General features: G+C 44.2%; 8 protein-coding genes and 2 other RNA genes. 7 read left to right on the top strand and 3 right to left on the bottom strand.

The window, feature by feature from the left end; genetic code table 11:
* Positions 1-130 precede the first annotated feature (130 nt).
* Positions 131-589 carry a PTS sugar transporter subunit IIA gene (locus WC496_07365; protein ID MFA5292836.1) on the top strand — a complete coding sequence of 153 codons (459 nt, stop codon included), beginning with the start codon at positions 131-133 and terminating at the stop codon, positions 587-589.
* A 202-nt stretch (positions 590-791) separates the two neighbouring features.
* Positions 792-3,413: an alpha-glucan family phosphorylase gene (gene glgP, locus WC496_07370; protein ID MFA5292837.1), complete on the top strand. Its 2,622-nt coding sequence runs from the start codon at positions 792-794 to the stop codon at positions 3,411-3,413.
* Between the two features lie 148 nt (positions 3,414-3,561).
* Here glgP and ssrA read toward each other — a convergent pair.
* Positions 3,562-3,915, bottom strand: a transfer-messenger RNA (tmRNA) gene (ssrA, locus tag WC496_07375).
* Positions 3,916-4,088: 173 nt separating this feature from the next.
* On the opposite strand from ssrA, the gene ssrS reads away from it, so the two are divergent.
* From ssrS to WC496_07390, 3 genes are all read left to right on the top strand, one after another.
* A non-coding RNA gene (gene ssrS / locus WC496_07380) (6S RNA) lies at positions 4,089-4,272 on the top strand.
* Positions 4,273-4,556: 284 nt separating this feature from the next.
* Positions 4,557-7,223, top strand: coding sequence for a carbohydrate-binding protein (locus WC496_07385; protein MFA5292838.1), 2,667 nt, complete (start codon positions 4,557-4,559; stop codon positions 7,221-7,223).
* Positions 7,224-7,362: 139 nt separating this feature from the next.
* A complete protein-coding gene (locus WC496_07390; protein ID MFA5292839.1) occupies positions 7,363-8,982 on the top strand; it encodes a pectate lyase in 1,620 nt (539 codons plus the stop codon).
* Here WC496_07390 and WC496_07395 read toward each other — a convergent pair.
* On the bottom strand, positions 8,975-10,063 hold the full coding sequence (locus WC496_07395; GenBank protein ID MFA5292840.1) for a DNA-binding transcriptional regulator: 1,089 nt from the start codon (positions 10,061-10,063) through the stop codon (positions 8,975-8,977). The genes WC496_07390 and WC496_07395 overlap by 8 nt on opposite strands.
* 304 nt (positions 10,064-10,367) lie before the next feature.
* Here WC496_07395 and WC496_07400 point away from each other — a divergent pair, with 304 nt between their 5' ends.
* The gene (locus tag WC496_07400) at positions 10,368-13,163 is read left to right on the top strand and encodes a pectinesterase family protein (GenBank protein MFA5292841.1); all 2,796 of its coding nucleotides are present in this window, start codon (positions 10,368-10,370) and stop codon (positions 13,161-13,163) included.
* Between the two features lie 72 nt (positions 13,164-13,235).
* On the opposite strand, the gene WC496_07405 is transcribed toward WC496_07400, so the two are convergent.
* Positions 13,236-16,379 (bottom strand): glycoside hydrolase family 78 protein, encoded by a 3,144-nt coding sequence (locus WC496_07405; GenBank protein MFA5292842.1) that lies wholly within the window; start codon positions 16,377-16,379, stop codon positions 13,236-13,238.
* 178 nt (positions 16,380-16,557) lie between these two features.
* On the opposite strand from WC496_07405, the gene WC496_07410 reads away from it, so the two are divergent.
* Positions 16,558-18,429 carry a pectinesterase family protein gene (locus WC496_07410; GenBank protein MFA5292843.1) on the top strand — a complete coding sequence of 624 codons (1,872 nt, stop codon included), beginning with the start codon at positions 16,558-16,560 and terminating at the stop codon, positions 18,427-18,429.
* Positions 18,430-18,512 lie beyond the last annotated feature (83 nt).

An 18,512-nucleotide genomic window follows, 5' to 3' on the forward strand; every position in this document is an offset into this window, starting at 1 on the left:
AGATGTTACATCTAAAATAATTATAAATATAATTAAAGTATTTGCCTTTTGAACTAAAAACTTATAGAATTTTGCGTTCAATGATTTTGAAACCCTTCTTTATTATTTTCGATGGAATGAGATTTTAGAAATGGTATTGACTCAGATTCTTAAACCGGTTTGTGTAAAGGTTCCGCTGGGCGGAAAAGACAAGGACTCTGCAATACAGGAGCTTGTCGAACTGCTCGACGCTGGAAAATTGCTTACCAACAAAGACGAAGTGCTCCTGGCGGTAAGGAGCAGAGAAAGTACAAGAAGCACCGGAATCGGCTCCGGCATCGCCATACCTCACGGCAAATGCAAAGGCGTTAAAGAGCTGGTAATGGCGATTGGCATTTCACGTGACGGCATTGATTTTCAGAGCATCGATTCAAAGCCTGTTTACATAGTTGTGCTTTTGGCTTCTCCGATGGACAGGACAGGTCCGCATATCCAGGCCCTTGCCAGAATCAGCAGATTAATGCTGGATGAAGACTTCAAAAACAAACTGCAGAATGCCGCTTCGGCCGATGAACTCTACAATCTGATTAGCGAAAAAGAAGCGGAATAAATAAAAACAAATCTTAAAAGCCCCCGGCCTTACCGGGGGTTCATCGCTGCGCCCCCGATTTATCGGAAGTATGGTTTTCCAGCAAAATACGCAACAATATACTCTTTGCACAAGTCCGATAACCTAAAAAGCTTTTCTAATCCGCAATTAAGCAATCCCCTGAAAATGACGATAGAATAACATACGAAAATTAAGGAACGATATGCAAAAAATACGTAATTTCACAGTGTTACCGTCGTTGCCTGAAGCCTTGATGGGTCTTAGGACTATTGCGCACAATATGTTTTGGTCGTGGAATCCGGAATTTATTGAATTATTCCGACAGATTGACCCTGAAAAATGGGAGCAGTGCGGCCACAATCCTGTAAAGCTTCTCGGTACTGTAAATCAGAACAGACTAAACGACCTTGCAGGAATGCAGGGTTTTGTATATCAGCTCAAGCAGGCCCAGGAAAAGCTGAACCACTATTCGACTTCGCCGGGCTGGTTTGACAGGGTTTGGACTAATAAGCACAAACCTGTCATCGCGTATTTCAGTCTTGAGTTTGGAATTCACGAATCGCTGCCGGTTTATGCCGGCGGTTTGGGTATTCTCGCAGGAGACCATTTAAAGAGCGCATCCGATTTGGGTTTGCCTCTTGTCGGCGTGGGTCTGATGTATCAGAAAGGATATTTCAGGCAGTATCTTAACGCCGACGGCTGGCAGCAGGAACGTTACGAAGATAATGACTTTTACAATATGCCCGCAGAACTCGTCCGCAAGAAAAGCGACCATCCGCTGACAATTAAACTGGCCTTTCCGCAAAGGCAGGTAGCCGTTCAAATCTGGAAAGTTACCGTCGGAAGAGTAAATCTGTTTCTGCTTGATACGAACGTTCCCGCCAATTCCGAACAGGACAGGCTTTTAACTTCTGCCCTGTACGCCGGCAATTCGGAAATGAGAATCCAGCAGGAGATACTTATAGGTATTGGCGGTTTCAAGGCGCTTCTGGCGATGGGACTTGAGCCGTCCGTTTGTCATATGAACGAAGGCCACGCCGCTTTTATGGCACTGGAGAGAATAAGACATCTTTGCAGTACGAGGAATTTAAATTTTGAGCAGGCTCTGGAAGCAACGAAAGCCTGCAATATTTTTACAATTCACACGCCGGTAAAGGCGGGTAACGATGAATTCAGTCCGGAGATGATGAGTAAATATTTCGGCGTTTATTTCCCGAAGCTCGGACTTGACAAAAATGCATTTCTTTCACTTGGCAGGCTTGACCCGTCCAAGGACAGTGAAACCTTTAAGATGCCGGTACTCGCTTTGAAGTTGAGTACATGGCGCAATGGCGTCAGCAAGCTCCACGGCGGCGTTTCACGCGCGATGTGGGCTGAGCTTTGGCCCAAACTGCCGGTCGAAGAAGTTCCAATTCAGTCAATTACCAACGGCATACACGCCAAGAGTTTTATTTCATCGGACCTCAATCAGCTTTATGAAAGATACCTGGGCTTTAACTGGGCCGAGGAAATCGCTGAGGAATCGATTTGGCAGAATGTTGACCAGATTCCGGACGAGGAATTATGGCGCATACATCAGAGATGCAGAGAAAATCTCATTAGTTTTGTACGCAAGCAGATTAAAAAGCAAATGCAGCGGCGAGGTACATATCATACCGAGCTGGGCTGGGCCGAGCAGGTTCTTGACCCTGAGGCTTTGACGATAGGATTTGCAAGAAGGTTTGCGACTTATAAGAGGGGCAATCTTTTATTGAAGGATGCCGAGAGGCTTGTAAATCTTTTGAACAAGACTGACAAGCCCGTTCAGATAATCTTTGCCGGCAAGGCTCATCCTAATGACGAACAGGGCAAAGAGATTATTCGTCAGCTTATCCATTTCGCTACCAGAAATGACGTCAGGAAAAGACTGGTTTTCCTCGAAGATTACAATATGGATATCGCCCGTTATATGGTACAGGGCGTCGATATTTGGCTCAACAATCCGCGAGTCCCTATGGAGGCATCGGGAACAAGCGGAATGAAGGCGGCACTCAATGGTGCGCTAAACGTCAGCACTTTAGACGGCTGGTGGGTGGAAGGATATGCCCTGAATTCCGGATGGGTAATCGGAGCAGGAGAAACCTACGACGATTATGAATATCAGGATAAAGTAGAATCGGAAGCGATATTCAACCTTTTCGAAAATGAAATCGTACCGCTATTCTATACCCATTCATCCGACAACCTGCCGAGGGCGTGGATACACAGGATGAAAAATTCGATAAAATGGATAGTGCCGCGATTCAATACTCACAGAATGGTAGCTGAATACACCAACAGATTCTATAGGCCGGCAGCGGAAAGATGGGAAAGTTTCGCTTCCTCAAATATGGAAAAAGTAAAAACAATGGCTACTCTGAAAAACCGCCTTAAAGAAGAATGGAAAAATATAAAAATAGAAGATGTGGATGTACAGGTTAAAAACGGCAAAACAGCCGTTTCTCTCAACGGCAACGCCTCGCATCTCGAAGTAGGATGCGAACTTGAAATAACCGCAACCATCGGACTGGGCGGACTGAACCCGGACGATTTGGCTGTCCAGATATATCACGGAGCTGTCGATTCGTGGGGAAATATAAACCGCGGCAGCGTTAAACAAATGGCCGGAGCGGCTGAAAAAACCAAACAAAATTCGTGCGGGTTCACCGGAACAATCAAGTGCACCCGCAGCGGAAAATGCGGATTCGCCGTGCGAGTTCTGCCGGGAGCAAAAGACCTTGCCGACCAATACGAGCCGGGAATGATATTGTGGGAATCGACGAACGGAGACAATAACAAAAATTAAAAAATAAAAATGTAAAATTATAATGTCCCGCGATTTAAGCCATCTAATCGCGGGATTTTTTTTGAAAATTTTTAATGAACTCAAAACCTGAATAAATCCGGAAACATACCCCTCATTTCTTAAGTCATCGTAAAATAATGAAATAAAAAAATGGAGGCGGGGGGATTCGAACCCCCGTCCCGAAACGTTTCAAAACAGGCATCTACATGTTTAGTTGGTCATTTGGTTCTCGCTTCACTAAACGCCGATCAACAGGCTTTCAGTTCAGCCAGCCGGTAATTTTTAACTTTGCTCGGACCAGCGGCCTGACAAAGCTGTCCCGCATTTTGACGCCCTTGCGAAACTGGCGGGAACAATCCCGCAGGACGAGCCGCCTAAATTAGGCAGCCATTGCTAATTGGTAGTTGCCAATTAAATTTGTGTCGGATGATTAGCCAGGCCAACCGACATCCTGGACATGCAACCTGCTTCTCTACCCGTCCGGTCGAAGCCTTTCGCCCCCGAAAAAAATGCTCGATTTTTAAAAGAACATTTTTATATTTATATACACGTAATTATTGTACCACAATTAATTATAAAAGTCCAGTAAAACAGTTATAACCGGTCGGAGCGAATCCCTGCAAATAAAATTTCATTGTAAATCGTATTAAAATCCGATACAATACTATAGCAAGGTTTCCCCTGCAGTGTTCGACAGGATCGTAGATATTTGAAGAACCGATATCCATATTTTAGGAAGTCAGAACCTGCCGGCTCGAAAACGCCTGCTCGACAGGACTTTCGGACGCTTGAAGCTGACTTACCACTTTAAAATACTGGGTTCTTTAAATAGCCTTCCATCGGCACAGGTGGAGGTTACCAAGCATTAAAAAGGTCTGCTTTTGCGGGCCTTTTTTTATATTGTTACTCAGATACTAAGATTTAAAGGCGTCTCTAAAAATATCATTTCCATGTCTGTATCGCCACTGTACCGGCTGCATATACAAATTCCTTGCTATTATTAAATATTTCTGATATAATCTGATTAAACCTACAAAAAGTCTGGCTAACAGGTGAATACTGGTTTTAAAAGCACATCAATCTCTGATAGGGACATCGTTCTTGCAAATAAGCCGGCAATGGCAGCGTCTCCTTGTCTTATTGATGGTCTGCATATTTTTCGTGGTTTGTCCTGCATATTGCAGTGATTATTTTGTCGACCCCAATGGAAATGACAGCAACCCCGGCACCATAGATTATCCTTTTGCAACGATTCCTACGGCTGTAACTGCGGCGACGGCAGGCGATACAATTTATCTTCGCGGCGGAACTCATATATATACCACAACCATTTCCATTTCGAAGGACGGCACATCAGGTTCCAGATATTATATGTTTGCCTATCCCGGCGAACGGCCTGTTCTCGATTTCTCGGCAATGGCGGAAAGCGGCAGCAACAGGGGAATTATACTGTCTGGAGATTATTGGCATATCAAAGGCATAGACGTTTACGGTGCCGGCGATAACGGTATGAATATAAGTGGCGGTTCATATAATATTATTGAATTCTGCCGGTTCTATGAAAACCACGACACTGGTTTGCAAATAGGAGGCGGTGCGACATACAACCAAATCATAAACTGCGACTCATATTATAACGCAGATTCCTCGCTGGAAAATGCGGATGGTTTTGCGCCGAAACTGGATATTGGTACAGGCAACTATTTCTATGGCTGCAGGTCATGGCAGAATTTAGATGATGGATACGATGGTTATTTAAGGCCGTCAGATGGCATTTTGACAACTTATGAAAATTGCTGGGCATTTAAAAATGGTTACCTGAAAAACGGCCAAGCCAGCAGCGGAGACGGCAATGGTTTTAAAATGGGCGGCAGCGACGATAAAACACTCAGGCATAATGTTATCTTAATAAATTGTCTTTCTTTTCAGAACGCGGTTAAAGGCTTCGATCAGAACAATAACAAAGGTTCCATGACCCTTTATAATTGTACAGCATTTAATAATGGTTCATATAATTACAACATCCCCTTGGCGCTGGCCAGCGGTTCGACCGCAACGCTTACAAACTGCGTTTACTACTTAGGCTCGAATAGTCTCGGCAGTTTCGTTGTGCAAACTACAAATAGCTGGCAGAGTCCGTTTTCCGTCAGCAGCGGCGATTTTGTCAGCGTTGACCCTTCGGCAGCTTATGGGCCAAGACAGGCTGACGGCAGTTTGCCCGATATTACTTTTATGCACCTTGCGGCGGGAAGCGATTTAATCGACGGAGGAACAGATGTCGGATTGCCATACAACGGCAGTGCACCTGACCTTGGATGTTATGAATACACTGTAAGCAATGTAGATTATCCCCCTGCCTCGCCTGCCGGTTTGTCAGCAACAGGCTATAATGGTTCGGTCGGTCTGAACTGGAACGACAATAGCGAAAGCGATTTGGACGGCTATAATATTTATCGTTCGACAACATCAGGCTCGGGATACAGCAAATTAAACGGCTCACTTTTGAGCAATTCAAATTATACCGACGACAGCGTTATCAATAATACAACTTATTATTATGTTGTTACCGCAGTTGATGTTAATGAACATGAATCAAATTATTCAAGCCAGGTATCGGCAACACCTGCGGATACTGATGCACCTGCAACGCCGACAGGTCTGATTGCAGGAGCAGGCGACCAAATTGTAATACTTGGCTGGAACGATAATACCGAACCAGATTTGGCAGGCTACAATATATATCGTTCGACAACTTCAGGTTCAGGATATATCAAACTCAACAGTTCGCTACTCAGCAGTCCGGATTACAGCGACAGCAGTGTTACAAATACGATTACCTATTATTATGTCGTTACTGCAGTTGATACATCTTCGAATGAATCTGCACATTCAGGCGAAGTTACCGCTATACCAACAATATACGGTGATTTCATAGTTAACGGCATCGTGGAAATAGACGACCTCGCTTACCTGTGCAACTTGTGGCTGGTAAATGACTGTGAAGCGACCACCTTGGCGGACATTGACGATGATTGCACTGTTAACTTCTACGAGTTTTCAGCTTTTGCCAATAACTGGATGATAATTCCACCTGATATTAACGCCCCTGCCCCGCCAACAGGTCTCTCTGCAATGGCCGGCGACGCAACGGTTTCACTAAACTGGAACGACAACAGCGAAAGCGATTTAACAGGATATAATATATATCGTTCTACAACATCAGGCTCGGGATACAGCAAACTCAACAGCTCACTTTTGAGCACTTCTGATTATACAGATAACAGCGTTATAAACGGCACAACATATTACTATGTTGTTACAGCGGTCGATACATCAGCCAATGAGTCAGCATATTCCAGCCAGGTTTCTACAACACCTGCCGCTCCTGTTACGAGTATAACCATACAGGAAAATACTGACGGTTATTGCGGTATCGATGGCACAATTGATACCAACCATAATGGCTATACCGGCACAGGTTTTGCCAATACCACCAATGACACCGGCCAAAGTATTGATTGGAGCATAAATGTTTTAGCTACGGGAACATATACTTTTACCTGGCGATATGCCAACGGATCCACAACTACCAGACCGGGAAATTTGATTATAAACGGTTCTACTGTGGTATCCGGAATAAGTTTCCCTGTCACCAGCGACTGGGACACGTGGACTACGGTATCAACGAATGTAAGTTTAACAACAGGCATAAAAAGCATAAGTCTTGAATCAACCACCAGTGACGGCCTGACAAATATTGATTATGTCGAGATAACCGGCCCGAACCTGACAACGGCAACCTGCCAATAGCTGAGGTTTTGATTTCAGCGGCGGCTGAAGTAAATAATCCAATTAAAACCACATGTCCAATCATCTACTCTTTGCGATAGATTTATTGCCGAATTTGCTGTATATATACAAATCAATACCTGACTGTCGGAGATTAAATATGAGCTCGAATAAATGCCTGTGTTTGCTTTGCGGTTTGTGGATTGTGTTTTCCGGCGGAACTGCCGTCAAAGGCGAGAGTGATAAAGAACTCAAATCCCAATGTCTTGCGACAATGAAAAAAGCCGCTCAATATATGGTTGAGCAGGTCAGTACGAACGGCGGATATGTATGGAACTATCTGCCTGATTTTTCAAGACGCTGGGGAGAGATGGAAGCGTATAAGACAATGATATGGGTTCAGCCGCCGGGGACGCCGACTATGGGCAATCTTTTTCTTGACGCATATCACGCTACGGGAGACGAATATTATTACCAGGCCGCGAAAAAAACAGCAGATGCCCTGATATGGGGACAGCTCGAGTGCGGCGGATGGCACTATATAATCGATTTCGCCGGCAATACGTCGCTGAAAAAATGGCACCAAACAATCGGAAAAAACGGATGGAGACTCGAAGAATTTCAGCATTATTACGGCAACGCGACTTTTGACGACAGCGCCACATCGGAAGCTTCGAGGTTTCTTTTGAGAATGTATATCGAAAAATTCAACCCTGCGTATAAATATCCGCTCGATAAGGCGATTAACTTTGTTATCGAAAGTCAATACCCGATAGGCGGCTGGCCCCAAAGGTATCCGCTGATGTACGAATTCAGCCATCACGGCAGAGAAGATTATTCTTCATATCTCACATTTAACGACAATGTCACCGGCGGAAATATAAATTTCCTGATTCAATGTTATATCGTACTGGGGCAAAGGAGATGCCTGGAGCCGGCTGTCAGGGGAATGAATTTTTATCTTGTATCGCAACAGGCCAAACCGCAGGCGGGATGGGCTCAGCAATACACAATGGATTTGAAACCGGCCGGCGCGCGAACGTATGAACCGAAGGCTCTTTCGACAAAAGATACCGTTGATAACATTAATCAGCTCATAACTTTTTATCGAATGACGGGAGACGGCAAATTCCTTGACCATATACCCGATGCGCTCGACTGGCTGGATAAATGCAAACTTGACAAATCGCAAACCGCAGACGGCAGATATTTATATCCGAGATTTCTCGAAATTGGCACAAACAAGCCGATTTATGTGCATCGAAAAGGTTCGAACGCTGCATACGGTTATTATTATACTGACTATAACGATGATAAATTACTTGCGCATTCGGCAGGAAAAATTTATATCGATGTAAACCGGATTCGCAAAGAGTTCGAACAGGTTAAAAAAATGAGCGTTGAGGAAGCGACAAAAAATTCACCTGTTTTGAATGAGCAATTCACACAGGATGGCAGTCCGCAAAAATATTATTCTTTAACAGGCTCAATGGATGATTTATTCGAAGCCAATGTTGATTATAAACGGCCTAATATGGAGCAGGTCAAATATGTTATTAAAGAACTGGATGATAAAGGCAGATGGCTGAGCAGGCACAGCGTTAAAAGCAATCCATATATCGGAGACAGCACTAAAACCGAAGCGACAGATGAACACGCGTCAACGCGGGTGGGTGACAAAACAGATACTTCGCCATACAAGGATGAAAGCGGACAGGACTATATATCAACCGAAACGTTTATAAACAATATGAAGATACTTTTAGATTATATTAAATAACAATATGTGTTTTTCTAAAGGCAGCGGGCGAAATGCCTTTGTACTTTTTGAACACCCTGATAAGATGACTGACAGAATCAAAGGTGGATGCGGCAGTAATCTGGTCAACTGACATATCTGTTTCCAAAAGAAGAGAAGCGATGCGTTCAACTCTCAAACGTGCGACCTCTTTCATAATGGAACGGCCAAGAATTGACTGGAATTTCGCCTCCAGGCTTCGTCTTGAACAGGAGGCCGCATCGACGATATCTGCAACCTGAATACGTGAGTTAAAACTTCTTCGTATGAAACTTAAAGCGCCTGCGACATCGATATCATTTATGGCCATTATATCGGATGACTGCCTTGTAACAACGTGGGTAGCGGGGGCAAGAATTTCCTGGCCTGCCATTGTTTTCTTTCCGAGAATAATATCATTCAATAATTTAGCGGCCTGGAAACCCGCCGATTCGAGGTTTATCGCAACGCTTGAAAGCGGCAGTTTCGAAACATTGCATAGTACATCATCATTAAACGCCCCTACTACGGCAACTTCTTCCGGAATGCGAATGCCCGCTTCTCCGGCGGCCTCGATAAGGTCATAACCAATAGTATCGTCGCAGGCCATTAGTCCAACAGGCTTTGGCAGAGAATGGAGCCATTTAATTGGTCCTTCAAGGCCTTTCATCCATGTCCGTCCGGACTGCCAGTCGTATTTATCGTGTTTTGTGATATTCGGATTGTAAACGCTGATTTTGTAGCCGGCATCGTGAATCTTTTGACTGAATCCATGTCTTCTGCGAACCGACCAGAAATAATTGCTTGGGCTGTAATAGGCAAAGTGCCTGAATCCGCGTTCGAGAAAATGTTCGGCGGCAAGCTTGCCTGCATTAACGGAATCCGCAGTTAGATAAGGCAGAACTTTGGGGATTTCGAGACAATCCATAGAAATGCAGGGAAGGTTCATAGTGCCGACCTTCGACATAAGCTTTTTGGAATGAAGAGCGACAAACATTCCATCTATTCCATTTTTTTTCAGTAAAGGAAGGATACGCTCCGGAATACCTGCGGCGATGCGAAGATGCCAATTGGTATTAACCATAGCGTAACGATGAACACCTTTCAGGATTCGTTGTAAATTGAGACTTATGCTTGGCACAACGAAAGCAATTCTGATATTACGTTTTTGTTTTTGGCGTAACGGCATTTCAAAATAATAACCAAATATCGAATAAATATCAATAGGCCAAAAACAATGTTGCGCAATTGTGCTACTTTTCTGCGCAAAACGCACTATTATTTACATGTTATTGTGCTAAAATTATAGCTTAATGCGTCAAAATACCGGTACAAGAAGAGAACGGCTAAATAAAATGGCTAATTTCAAAAAGGAAGGAGTGGCTATTATGCGTAAATTTTATAAAAATTTATATATTTATTCAATTTTTTCACTCACGATAATCGGATTTATAGCAAATTCCAAAGCAACGGCTGATATTATGGTAATAACGAACTTTTCACCAACGCCAAATGGAATTGAGGTCTGCGCGGATACAAAACTTTGGATAACATTTACTTCAACTCCAATAGTATCAGACAGCGGATTCCTGCAAATTTTCAAAGCATCTGATGATTCGGTGGTTTATCAACTAAACTTGCAGACGCTTGCAGACCCGCCGGTTTTGACAGCCTGGCCTTATCAGATTAATTTGAACGGATTAACATTAAACTACATCCCATTTGCCGTAAGCGGAAATGTTCTGGAGATTCATCCTTCCACACGCCTGGATTATAATACAACTTACTATGTCAAAATGTCGGCTGCGTTCTGTACGGATTCCAGCGGCAACTATTCACCTGCGATAAACAACAATGCGGCGTGGCGATTTACAACTAAGGCTTCAGCGCCTGCGGCGGACCATGACTACCTGGTAGCGGCCGATGGGAGCGGTGATTTCTGCACAATTCAGGGAGCATCAGACGCCGTAGTTGACAACGACACAACCAGAACAATTATAAAAATAAAAAATGGCGATTACAGGGAACTCATACATACAACAACTGCTAAAACTAATATGACCTGGCTCGGAGAAAACCGTGATGCTACCGTAATCTGCGGATACAATCGTGATGCATTCAACTCGGGTACCGATTACAGAATGATGGTCAAGATTGAAGGTAATGGGCTTAGGGCGTATAATGTAAATTTCTATAATACGGCCGGCGGATATAATCAGGGCCAGGCTGAAACAATCAGGAATAAATACGGCCTGCAGTGTCTTATGGATAATTGTAAATTTTTGAGCTACCAGGATACACTCCTGCTGGACAACCAGACATATTTCAGGAATTGTTATATTGAAGGTGCTACGGATTATATCTGGGGAACGGGAGTAGCTTATTTTGACAATTGCGAACTCCGTTTAATAGCCGATGAAAGTTCATATATAACACAGCCAAGAACACCGAGTACCAATAACGGCTTTTTCTTTGTGGACTGCAACCTTACTGCACCGGCAGGAGTAGATAACTGTTATTTCGGCCGATTGTTCAGCGGATACGATTATGCACAGGTTGCGTATATTGATTGTATTATGCCGAGTGGTCTAATCAGACCGATAGGATGGAACACAAACACTCAAAGTCTTATGGACTATTTGAGACTATGGGAATACAAGTCAAGAGAACCTAACGGCACACTTATCGATGTAAGCAGCAGACTTAATCCGGGCTCGTCACAGCTTGACGATGCCAATGCAGCTTACTGGAGAAATGTCGAAAACGTGTTCAGCGTTAATCCGTGGAATCCAAAACTTGCCAATCAGCCAACTGAGTCCTGGAATCCATATCCGGCAAACGGCGCAACAGGCGTAGATAAAGCCGGCGTAACGCTAACCTGGGCGGCAGGTGCTGAAGCTGCATCTCATATCGTTTATTTCGGAACAGACAATCCGCCGTCATCGATTGGAGAACAAACCGGCCAATCGCTGGCAACAGGAGTCATGGAAAACAATACAACTTACTACTGGCGTATAGATGAGAAAAATTCAGCCGGAACAACGACAGGAACATTGTGGAGTTTTACATCCTCTGACGAATACGATTCGGTTCCTCCAAGTCCGTCGCCGATGACATGGTCGGTAAGCCCTTATCCGGTAAGCATCAGCGTTATTGCGATGACCGCAACGACCGCAACAGATAACTCGGGCGTTGAGTATTATTTTGCCAACGTAACAGACCCGAATCACGATTCAGGCTGGCAGGACAGCCCTACATATATCGATAACAGCCTGGTTAACAACACGACCTATACTTATAAGGTCAAGGCACGTGACAAGAGCATAAATCAAAATGTCACGGCAGATTCCAACGAAGAATCGGCCACTACGATGAGATATTCCTGTGACAATGCACCCGATAGTGACCTGAATGAGGATTGTCAGGTTAATTTTGGAGATCTCATAGTTATGGCGGATGGCTGGGGTGAGCCAAACGAAGCAGGAAACTTACTGACCAACGGCGGTTTCGATACAGTGCTGACACCATGGCTGCTTGTCAATGCACCAGGCGCATCAGGCGTACTAAGTGTGTTCTATGACGGCTCGAAAGGCGAACCTGCAGGTTCAGCTTACCTTTGGGCAAATACTACAGCCGTGAAGGTTGCTAACCACCGCTTTTACCAAATATTCCCGGTAACTATCGGCAAAAAGTACAGATTTTCGGGCCGATGGAGCGGTAATCTGAATGACCCAAATTCCACTACGCGGCAGAACTGGGTGGAAGTATTGATAGCATTCAGCCTAACCAGTCCTACACCATCAACATGGGGCAGCCCGATCGGTTGTTATATGAAAAAATTCATTGCTATAGGCAGCACAAGCAATTTGAACTTTTCTCCCACTTCCAATGGTATATGGGATTGGGAAGATATAACAGAATCACCGAACATCAGCCCTTATGCACCTCCGGCCAATGATGAGTTTACCGCTACCGCACCTTATATGGTTGTGGCTTTTAACCTGAACGGTGCAAAAAGCGGCGGGTTAATAAAATCATGGCTGGATAATATAAGCGTCAACGAGAAAACATGCTCCGATTTAGATGTCACCGGCGACTGCCAGCTGAACTGGCAGGATATTGGAGAACTCGCAGACAAGTGGCTGACCTGCTATAGAACGCCTGAGGCCGAATGTTGGCAGTAAATAGTAAAGTATAATGTGCAATACACCGCATCTTAGCTTGAACCGGCGATGCATAAAACATCGCCGGTTTTTTTATTGAGCAATTTTCACGGTAAATTCATAATCGCCGGATGGGACTTCATACAAAATATAACCCCCCTGCTTTTTAAGAAATTCGGCACCATCAGTGATAACATCTTTTTTATCTTCAGCAGGAATGTAAACAATGGCTGATGTATTTGCCGGAATTGATATTTTCAGCCTAAACAAACCATTTTTTATTTTCCAATCTGAAACAATTTTACCATAGATGGAATCATAAGAAGTTTTTGCCCAGGAAAGTTTTCCGCCGGGTTGAGGATTGATAATTATTTTTTTAAAGCCGGGGCCGTCTGATTTTATCCCGCCGATATTTTCAAACATCCATTGGCCGATACTGCCAAAGGCATAATGTGAAAAAGAATTCATCCTCGCGACCTGAAAACCCTTGTCAGGTGTCCAGCCGTCCCAGCGTTCCCAGATACTTGTCGCACCATTTTTAATCGAAAAGCCCCACGATGGATAAGTATCGTTGTGAAAAAGTTTATAAGCGATATCATTTCGGCCGATTTGGGCAAGAGCAAGCATTAAATCCTTTGTACCGACAAATCCGGTAGATAAATGCCAATCGCGGGCTTTAATACGTTCGACAAGATGTTCTGCCGCTTTTGAACGAACTGGTTCATCGAGCAAATCAAATGAAATCGCAATCGCATAAGCAGTCTGAGTATCACTTTCAATTTTGCCATTTGAGTCAACATACGCTTTATTAAAAGAAGCTTTAATCTTTTCAAACAACGCCTCAAATTCTTTCGCATCGCCGGTCTTGCCGAGAGCTTTCGCGGCCTGCGCAGTTAATTTCGTACTGTGCGCGAAATACGCGGTATAAATAACATCCTTTGAGGTTTCGGCATTAAGATTGAGATGGTCGCCATAGCAGAAATATTTTTTCGGCGGAAGCATCTCTTCCGTACTGCGGTTTTTACAAAATTCTACAAACTTTTTCATCGACGGGTAAGCCTGCTTCAGCAGTTTTTTATCGTCATAGACGGAATATATCGTCCATGGGCATATAACACCCGCATCGGCCCAGGCGGGGCCGGCGTCCGAAGATGCCAATTTAAAGGGAGCGACTTTTGGAAACTGGCCGTCCTTTCGCTGAGAGTCCCGCAAATCAGTGAGCCATTTTTCGTAAAAGGCCTGGACATCGGAATTCATACAGGCAGTATAAACATAAACCTGCGCATCTCCCGTCCAGCCCATTCTTTCGTTGCGCTGGGGACAATCGGTTGGAACATCGAAAAAGTTGGCACGCTGGGTCTGGCAGATATTTCGATAAAGCTGATTTGCGTTCTTATCGCTGCATTCGAACGAACCGGCGACAGGAGTCGCGGAAGTCAATTCAATGCCGATAACTGTGTCAAGGTCTGGTTTGCCGGGAAAACCTGTAATTTCGACATACTGAAAACCATGATAAGTAAACTGCGGCTGGAAAATTTCAGTGCCTTTCCCTCTGCAGATATAAATATCCGTAACGCGGGCATTGCGAAGATTCTCCGTATAGGCCGTACCATCAGGATTCAGGCGTTCGGAAAAACGTAATGTAATTGTATCACCGGCGACAGCGTTTGTTACTTTCAATCTAACGACACCGGCAAAATTCGTACCCATATCGTAAACATAAACACCCTTGCGCGGCTGATTAACAGAGAGCGGTTTAATCTCCTGAAACTTTTGGACTGTTACGCCGGGATATGATTGAACTATCGCAGAAACTGATTTTGTTACATCAACCTTTTGCCAATTGTCAGAATTAAAACTCGGCTCAACCCAGCCGGGCATTTCCTTTCGCCCGTCATAAGTCTGCCCTTCCAAAATATCGGCCAATCGAATAGGACCTGTCGAAGCTTTCCACTCCGAACCAGTTGCAAAAGTTTGAGTAGTACCATCGGTATATTCAACGCATAATTGAGCCAGTAGTCTCGGATTTTTTCCGTAATGATTTCTGGCATTGCTCCAGCCAAGATAGCCCGCATACCAGCCGTCGGCAAGAATGGCTCCAACGGCATTATCGCCCTGCCGCAGCATTTGAGTAACATCATAAGTGTTGTAGTAAACACGTGTTACGTAATCAGTCCAGCCGGGAGTAAAAAAGTCCTGTCCCACCTGTTCGCCATTGAGATATATCTGATACAGGCCAATCGCCGATGCGTAAACTGTGGCACGTTTTATAGGTTTTGTTATCTTAAAATCATTACGCAAATATGCAGGCGGCGGAAGAATCCACTGTTTTTTGTCAAATTTTCCCCAGGGAGCCGAACCATAAGGAATTAAACTCGTCCTGTCTGTTGTCCATGTCGAATCAATTGGAACAATAATGGCGGGTTTGCTCTGGAATTCGAAAATAACTTTGCCGATGACGCAGAACTGTTTCACACTTTCGGCTTCGATTGTTATTACGTTGTCTCCATCAATAAGTTTCCCAAGAATATTAAGGGAATGGGCGGATTTAAAATCTTCGATTTGTGATATTTTCTGATTGTTGACCCAAACAACTGCCCTGCCGTCAATGGCAAGGCGAATTTTAGCGACTTTGAATTGTGAAAGCTCATCAACCTTTATAATCTTTTTCAGGAAATATTTCTGGATTCCCGCTTTCGCGGGAATGGCATTACAAACCCAATTGCAGTCATTAAAAGTTTCGGGCTGACTGTCGTTATCCTGCTGGTAGATATTTTCAGGACGGTTATCAAAGCCTATCCATTGAGCTTTCCAATCGTTCTTATGCAATAACCCCATCAACCAGAAAGCAGGCGGCGACCAGGCAGATACATTTCCATTTGCGTCCCAAACCCTTAATTTCCAAAAGTACTGCATCTGCGATTTCAAAGACTTTCCTCTATATTCAATGCAGGCTGTTTCACTGCTTTCGGTTTTTCCTGAGTTCCAAAGGTCGGCTTCGTTCGCATCCAGTTTTTGACGGCTCGAAGCAGCGAATATCTGCCAGGCAGTTTGTTTCTGGCCACGATGAGAGGACGTAACAATCCAGCTTAAACAAGGGTTTGGCCGGTCAATTCCCAAAGGATTTGTTTTGTATTCACAGCGAAGGTACCCGGCATTTAACCGGCAATTTTGCGCCGACAGACAGGATGAACAGATTAAAAAAATTAAGATTTGATAAATAATTTTCGATTTCATAAATCTTCTTTCTCTAAACGCCTGATTCGATTTTACGCATCATTATAACCCTGTCAAGAAAAAGAGTTTAGGAACATTTTTTGCACTAAATGGACTTTATTGCTGCGCGATATTGTCTTGAAATTTGTGGCAATTTTGCGGATAATACTGTATTGTCTATAATCAAGGAAGTATGTGCATGAACAAGAAATCATTATCAAGCCGGAATGTTTGTTTTATCATTTTGCTTGCCATGCTCATATTTGCCTGTGCGCCGGACACAAAAGCAACCGATATGACCATAAGCAGTTTCATCCCCGCGAATAATTCGATTGAAATATGCGCAGATACGAAACTCTGGATAACCTTTACAACTGTTCCTGCCGTTGCAACCAGCGGCAATCTCCAGATATGTAAAGTGTCAGACGATTCCGTTGTTTATCAGCTTGACCTGCAGACGTTGCCCTATGATATTCATGGCTGGATTGCAACAGGCTGGCCTTACCAGATAAACTTGAATGGGTTAACATTAAACTACGTTCCTTTTGCCGTGAGCGGTAATACATTGGAGATTTATCCATCAACGCGATTAGAATACAACACCTCCTATTATGTAAAAATTACCGCCGGTTTCTGCACCGATTCCGGCAGCAATACTTCGCCGGCGATAACCGACAATACAACGTGGAGATTTACGACCAAAGCGTCAACACCAGCGGCTGACCGCAATTACATAGTAGCTCTTGATGGAACCGGGGATTTTTGTACTCTGCAGGGTGCTACGGATGCTGCGGCTGATAACGACCCATGCCGAACAGTTATAGGAATAAAAAACGGCACCTATAGAGAAATAGTTCATATACCGGCCAGCAAGACAAATATAACCTGGATCGGAGAAAATAAAGATGCGACGATTGTGGCTGGATATAACCGCGAATTATTTAATCCCGGCAGTGATTACCGAATGATGGTTAAGGCTTTCGGCAGTGGATTCAGAATGTATAATTTAACGCTTCAGAATACGGCACCTGATAATTCGGGTCAGGCTGAAACAATAACACCAGCAGCGCTGAAGTGCGTCGCCAATAACTGCAAGTTCCTGAGCTATCAGGATACACTGCTTATCAAAGCAGGAGGACAGGTATATTTCAAGGATTGTTTTATCCAGGGCGATACGGACTTTATCTGGGGATACGGTACGGCTTATTTTGACAAATGTCAGATGAATGAAGTAACTTCAAACGCATATATAATGCAGCCAAGAACACCGGATGGCGTTAACGGCTTTTTCCTTGTGGATTGCAATTTGACTGTACCAAGAGGGGTTAGGAATTGCTATTTTGGACGATTGTTCGATGGCCACGGCTACGCTCAAGTCGTAATGCTGAATTGCGCTTACCCAGGCTCAATTTTTTACCCGGTAGGGTGGTATCAAAATACATTGACTGACCTTACTAACCTGAGACTATGGGAGTATAAGTCAGTAGATATATACACCGGCGAACCGGCGAACATAGCATCCAGACTTACGCCCGGTACAAGACAACTTACTGATGCCGAGGCGATAACGTGGAGAGATGTGAATAATGTTTTTTCTGCAAATCCATGGAATCCCAAATCGCTTGAGCCTCCTACGGCTTCCTGGCTGCCTGTGCCGGCAGACGGAGCAGCCGATATTAATTCGGCAGGTATATCGCTTACATGGACAACCGGCGCAACAGCCGTATCTCATAGAGTATATTTCGGAACAACTAACCCGCCGGAATTTGTTACGGAACAGACGGGTACATCTATGGCGACAGGAGCAATGTCTCTGGACACGACTTATTACTGGCGGGTCGATGAGAAAAACACGGCCGGCGTTACAACAGGAGCCGTCTGGAGCTTTACAACACAAAAATACGTCTGTAACGGCCCGATGCCTTTTGACCTGAATGGCGATTGCCAGGTAAATTTATTCGATTATATTATTATGGCAAATGCATGGGCAGGCGACTGGCTCGATATGCAGCAATTGGCGGAAAACTGGCTTATGTGCAATCGAAATCCTTCAGGCCAGTGCTGGCAATGAGAAAAAATACGGTTGCAAACCGGTATTTGATTTATTAATTTGTTTATGTAAAAAATCTGACATTTGACCCGCCTGCGGCAGGC

Source organism: Phycisphaerae bacterium, from assembly GCA_041652575.1.
Lineage (GTDB): Bacteria > Planctomycetota > Phycisphaerae > Sedimentisphaerales > UBA12454 > UBA12454.

Bases quoted from the DNA above. Each gene is read 5' to 3' on its own strand.
- WC496_07365 (MFA5292836.1), top strand. From the start codon at position 131: ATGGTATTGACTCAGATTCTTAAACCGGTTTGTGTAAAGGTTCCGCTG.
- WC496_07385 (MFA5292838.1), top strand. From the start codon at position 4,557: ATGGTCTGCATATTTTTCGTGGTTTGTCCTGCATATTGCAGTGATTAT.
- WC496_07390 (MFA5292839.1), top strand. From the start codon at position 7,363: ATGAGCTCGAATAAATGCCTGTGTTTGCTTTGCGGTTTGTGGATTGTG.
- WC496_07405 (MFA5292842.1), bottom strand. From the start codon at position 16,379: ATGAAATCGAAAATTATTTATCAAATCTTAATTTTTTTAATCTGTTCA.
- WC496_07410 (MFA5292843.1), top strand. From the start codon at position 16,558: ATGAACAAGAAATCATTATCAAGCCGGAATGTTTGTTTTATCATTTTG.
- glgP (MFA5292837.1), top strand. From the start codon at position 792: ATGCAAAAAATACGTAATTTCACAGTGTTACCGTCGTTGCCTGAAGCC.
- WC496_07400 (MFA5292841.1), top strand. From the start codon at position 10,368: ATGCGTAAATTTTATAAAAATTTATATATTTATTCAATTTTTTCACTC.
- WC496_07395 (MFA5292840.1), bottom strand. From the start codon at position 10,063: ATGGTTAATACCAATTGGCATCTTCGCATCGCCGCAGGTATTCCGGAG.